Raw genomic sequence first — 4091 nt, 5'->3', positions numbered from 1 at the left:
TGGAGTCCCTGAGAGAGTCCAGGGAGCAACGGGCCCGCGTGGGGCTCAACCTTTTCTGGCGCACCTTCTTCTTGCTGGCACTGCTGCTGGTGGGCAGCATCCTGGCTTGGCTTCAAACGCTGCGGGCTCTGGAGTTCGAGCCGCGTACGCTGCACACCGCGCAGCAGATCGCGTCGCTGGTGAATTTGAGCCGCGCCGCGCTGGTGCATTCGGACGCCATCGCCCGTGTGTCACTCATCAAGACCATGGCGGATCAGGAAGGCGTGCGGATCCTGCCGCGCGAGCCCAGCGACAAGTTCGAGCTGCTGGAGAGCACCGCTCTGGGCAACCGCCTGACCGACGAACTCACCCAGCGACTCGGCCCCGACACCATCGTGGCCCAGAACGTCAACGGCGAAACCGGCCTTTGGGTGGGCTTCAACATCAATGGCGACCCCAACTGGCTGCTGATGGACCGCTCCCGCTTCAGCCCCGCAGGCGGCCGCACATGGCTGATCTGGCTCATCACGGCGGGGGCGCTCTCGCTGGCGGGGGCTGCTGCCATCGCGCGGCTGATCAACCGGCCGCTCAAGCAGCTGTCGTATGCCGCCAACCGGGTCAAGGATGGCGACTTCGCCGCGAGCCACCTCGATGAAGAAGTCGTGACCAGCGAAATCCGCGAGGTCAACATCGGCTTCAATCGCATGGCGCAAAAGCTCGCCAAGCTGGAGCAGGACCGCGCCGTGATGCTCGCTGGAATCTCGCACGACCTGCGCACCCCGCTGGCGCGGCTGCGGCTGGAAACCGAGATGAGCGTCAACGACGAAGTCGCGCGCGAACACATGGTGGCCGACATCGTGCAGCTGGACGCCACCATCGATAAGTTCCTCGACTACGCAAGGCCCGACCATGTGACCCTCACGCCGGTCAATCTGCATGCGGTGGTGTCATCGTGCGTGTACGCAGTGCAGGACCACCGCGAGCTGCAAATCACCATGACGGTGCCGCAAGACCTCAACGTGCTGGCGGATGAAGTCGAGCTCGCCCGCGTGATCTCGAACCTGCTGGAAAACGCGCGGCGCTATGGCAAGACGGAAGACACCGGCATCACCAGTGTCGACATCGCCGCCAAGGGCCGCGAGAACTGGGTCCTTGTCAAACTGCGCGACCACGGGCCGGGCGTGCCCCCGGAGCAGCTGTCCAACCTGACGAAACCATTCTTCCGGGGCGATTCCGCGCGCACCGCGGCCGCTGGCGCGGGCCTGGGCCTGTCCATTGTCGACAAGACGGTGCAGCGCATGGGCGGCATTTTTGCACTCGCCAACTCCAGCACCGGCGGCCTGGTAGCTCACCTGCAATTGCAGCGCGCCACGGATCTGCCCAAGGGAGCCGACCCCAAGCAGCGCCTGCAAAGGCCCTCCGTCAAGCGGCAGTTGCCAAGGCGCCGCGCGGAAGACAGAACCGCCTGAACACGCATGAGGGTGGCCGCCTCGCAGGCGGGCCTCGCCCTCCTTCGCTCAGGCGGCCCGTTCAACGCACCATGCACGGCTGCTTGTGGTTGAACTTCCAGCCCGGGATCAGGTATTGCATGGCCACCGCATCATCACGCGCCCCCAGGCCATGCTGCAGGTACAAGCGATGGGCGCGCTCCACCTCGTCCATATCCAGTTCCACACCCAGGCCGGGCTTTTGGGGCAGCTCGATGAAGCCGTTCCTGATCTGGAGCGGCTCTTTCGTCAGGCGCTCGCCGTCCTGCCAGATCCAGTGCGTGTCAATGGCCGTCACGCGGCCCGGAGCGGCGGCGCCCACGTGCGTGAACATCGCCAGCGACACATCGAAATGGTTGTTGGAGTGCGAGCCCCAGGTCAGGCCGAAGGCCTGGCACATCTGCGCCACGCGCACCGATCCCGCCATCGTCCAGAAGTGCGGGTCGGCCAGCGGAATATCGACGGACTGCAGCGCCAGGCTGTGCGCCATTTCGCGCCAATCGGTGGCCACCATGTTGGTGGCCGTGGGGAGTCCCGTAGCGCGGCGGAACTCGGCCATCACCTCGCGGCCCGAGAACACGCCTTCGGCGCCACAGGGGTCTTCGGCATAAGCCATCACACCGTGCAGGTCGCGGGCGAGGCGAACCGCGTCTTTCAGCAGCCAGCCGCCGTTCGGGTCCAGCGTCACGCGCGCTTCGGGAAAACGCTCGTGCAGCGCGCGGATGGCCTCGACCTCTTCGTCCCCACGCAGCACGCCGCCCTTGAGCTTGAAGTCGGCAAACCCGTAGCGCTGGTACGCGGCCTCGGCCAGGCGCACGATGCCCTCGGCCGTCATGGCCTTTTCGTTGCGCAGGCGGAACCAGTCGTTGTCGGCACCGGGCTCGGTGCGATAGGCCAGGTCGGTCTTTTCGCGGTCGCCCACGTAGAACAAGTAGCCCAGCATCTGCACCGACATGCGCTGCACGCCCTCGCCCAGCAGCGCGGCCACGGGCACGTTCAGGTGCTGGCCCAGCAGGTCCAGAAAGGCTGACTCCACCGCCGTCACGGCATGGATGGTGACGCGCAGGTCAAAGGTCTGCAGGCCGCGCCCGCCCGCATCGCGGTCGGCGAACTGGGCGCGCATGGCGTTGAGCACGGCGTTGTGGTGGCCAATGGGGCTGCCCACAATCAGCGGGCGCGCATCCTCGATGGTCTGGCGGATCTTCTCGCCGCCGGGCACCTCGCCCACGCCGGTGTTGCCTGCACTGTCGCGCAAGATGAGCAGGTTGCGCGTGAAGAAGGGGCCGTGCGCGCCGCTCAGGTTCATGAGCATGCTGTCGTGGCCCGCCACGGGCACCACGCGCAGTTCGGTGATGACGGGGGTGCTGGTGGCAGAGGGTATGGAAGTGGTGGTCATGGAGTTCGGGAAGCGGAGTTGGAGCACACCAAGGCGCCCCGTGGAAGGACTCAATCAGCAGTGATTTTTCGCGTCTCGATCACTGTTTTCCAGCGTGCGAACTCGCGCGCCTGGTAGGCAGTGAAAGCCTCGGGGGTACTGGCCACAATCTCCAGGCCCTGGTCCAGCATGCGCTTCTTCACTGCAGGGTCGTTGATCGCCGCGATGGCGGCCTCTGCCAGCTTTTGCTTGACGGCGGCGGGCAAACTCTTGGGTGCGGCCATGCCTTGCCAGGAGTACACCTCGGCACCAGCTACACCCGCTTCGGCCAGCGTGGGTACATCGGGCAACACAGGGCTGCGTTTGTCGCCGGTCACTGCGATCGCATGCAGCTTGCCTGCGCGGATGTGCTGCAGCACGGCATTCACGTTCTGGAACGAAAAGTCCACCTGCCCGCCCAACAGGTCATTGATGGCCGGGGCGCCCCCCTTGTAAGGGATGTGCAGGCCTTCGGTGCCGGTTTGCTGCCAGAACACTTCGGCTGAAAGGTGGTCTGAAGAGCCGTTGCCAGACGTCGCGAAACTCACCTTGCCGGGATTGGCCTTCAGCTGGGCGATCACCTCCTTCACCGTACGGGCCTTCTGGCCCGGCGAGGCCACCAGCACATTGGGCGCCTGCACGGGCACGGTGATGTAGTCGAAGTCCTTGAGCGCGTCATAAGGCACGCTCTTGAGCAGGTGCGGCGCCACGACAAAGGCACCGAGCGACGACACCAGCAGCGTGTACCCATCTGGCGCGGCGCGCTTGACTGCGCCTGCACCCAGCGTGCCTGTGGCGCCAGGGCGGTTGTCCACCACAAAGTTCTGCCCCAGCTTGTCGCCCATCTGCTGTGCCATGGCACGGGCCACCATGTCGGTGGAACCACCTGCAGGGAATGGGACGACGATGGTCACGGGTTTGTCAGGCCACGTCGTGGAGGCGCCTGTCTGGGCGGACGCGGCAAAGGCCACGCTGCAGGCGCTGGCGATGAACAGGAGTTTCTTAGCAAGGAACATGGATGTGTCTCCAAAGGGATGGTCGATGGCCTTCTGCGGGGCCTTGGGCGGGGGTGCGGGTGAAGGGGGTCAAAACGCGGCTTACTGCGGGCCGAGCTTGTCGATCAGCGCCTTGAGCTCTTCCATCTCGCTGGGCTTCAAGTCCGTCAGCGGCGCGCGCACCGGCCCGCCGTCGTGGCCCACGATGCGCGCACC

At 65.7% G+C, this 4091-nt stretch carries 3 protein-coding genes and 1 pseudogene; 1 reads left to right on the top strand and 3 read right to left on the bottom strand.

The features are described 5' to 3' along the window. Positions 1-8: 8 nt before the first annotated feature. Positions 9-1448, top strand: a complete 1440-nt coding sequence (locus MRY84_RS04765; RefSeq protein WP_291504599.1) for an ATP-binding protein — start codon at positions 9-11, stop codon at positions 1446-1448. A 61-nt stretch (positions 1449-1509) separates the two neighbouring features. Here the strand turns inward: MRY84_RS04765 and gudD are convergent, their stop codons facing one another. The 3 genes and pseudogenes from gudD to MRY84_RS04750 all read right to left on the bottom strand — a co-directional run. After that, on the bottom strand, positions 1510-2862 hold the full coding sequence (gene gudD / locus MRY84_RS04760) for a glucarate dehydratase (RefSeq protein WP_291504598.1): 1353 nt from the start codon (positions 2860-2862) through the stop codon (positions 1510-1512). A gap of 50 nt (positions 2863-2912) precedes the next feature. Then, complete coding sequence (locus tag MRY84_RS04755; RefSeq protein WP_291504597.1) at positions 2913-3896, bottom strand: tripartite tricarboxylate transporter substrate binding protein; 984 nt, start codon at positions 3894-3896, stop codon at positions 2913-2915. An 81-nt stretch (positions 3897-3977) separates the two neighbouring features. Then, positions 3978-4091: pseudogene (locus MRY84_RS04750) on the bottom strand (5-dehydro-4-deoxyglucarate dehydratase); the annotation flags it as partial.

This window comes from Acidovorax sp. (genome assembly GCF_022763525.1).
Lineage (GTDB): Bacteria > Pseudomonadota > Gammaproteobacteria > Burkholderiales > Burkholderiaceae_C > Acidovorax.
The sequence above is the reverse complement of the archived record's forward strand: the minus strand, read 5'-3'. Positions and strand labels throughout refer to the sequence as shown.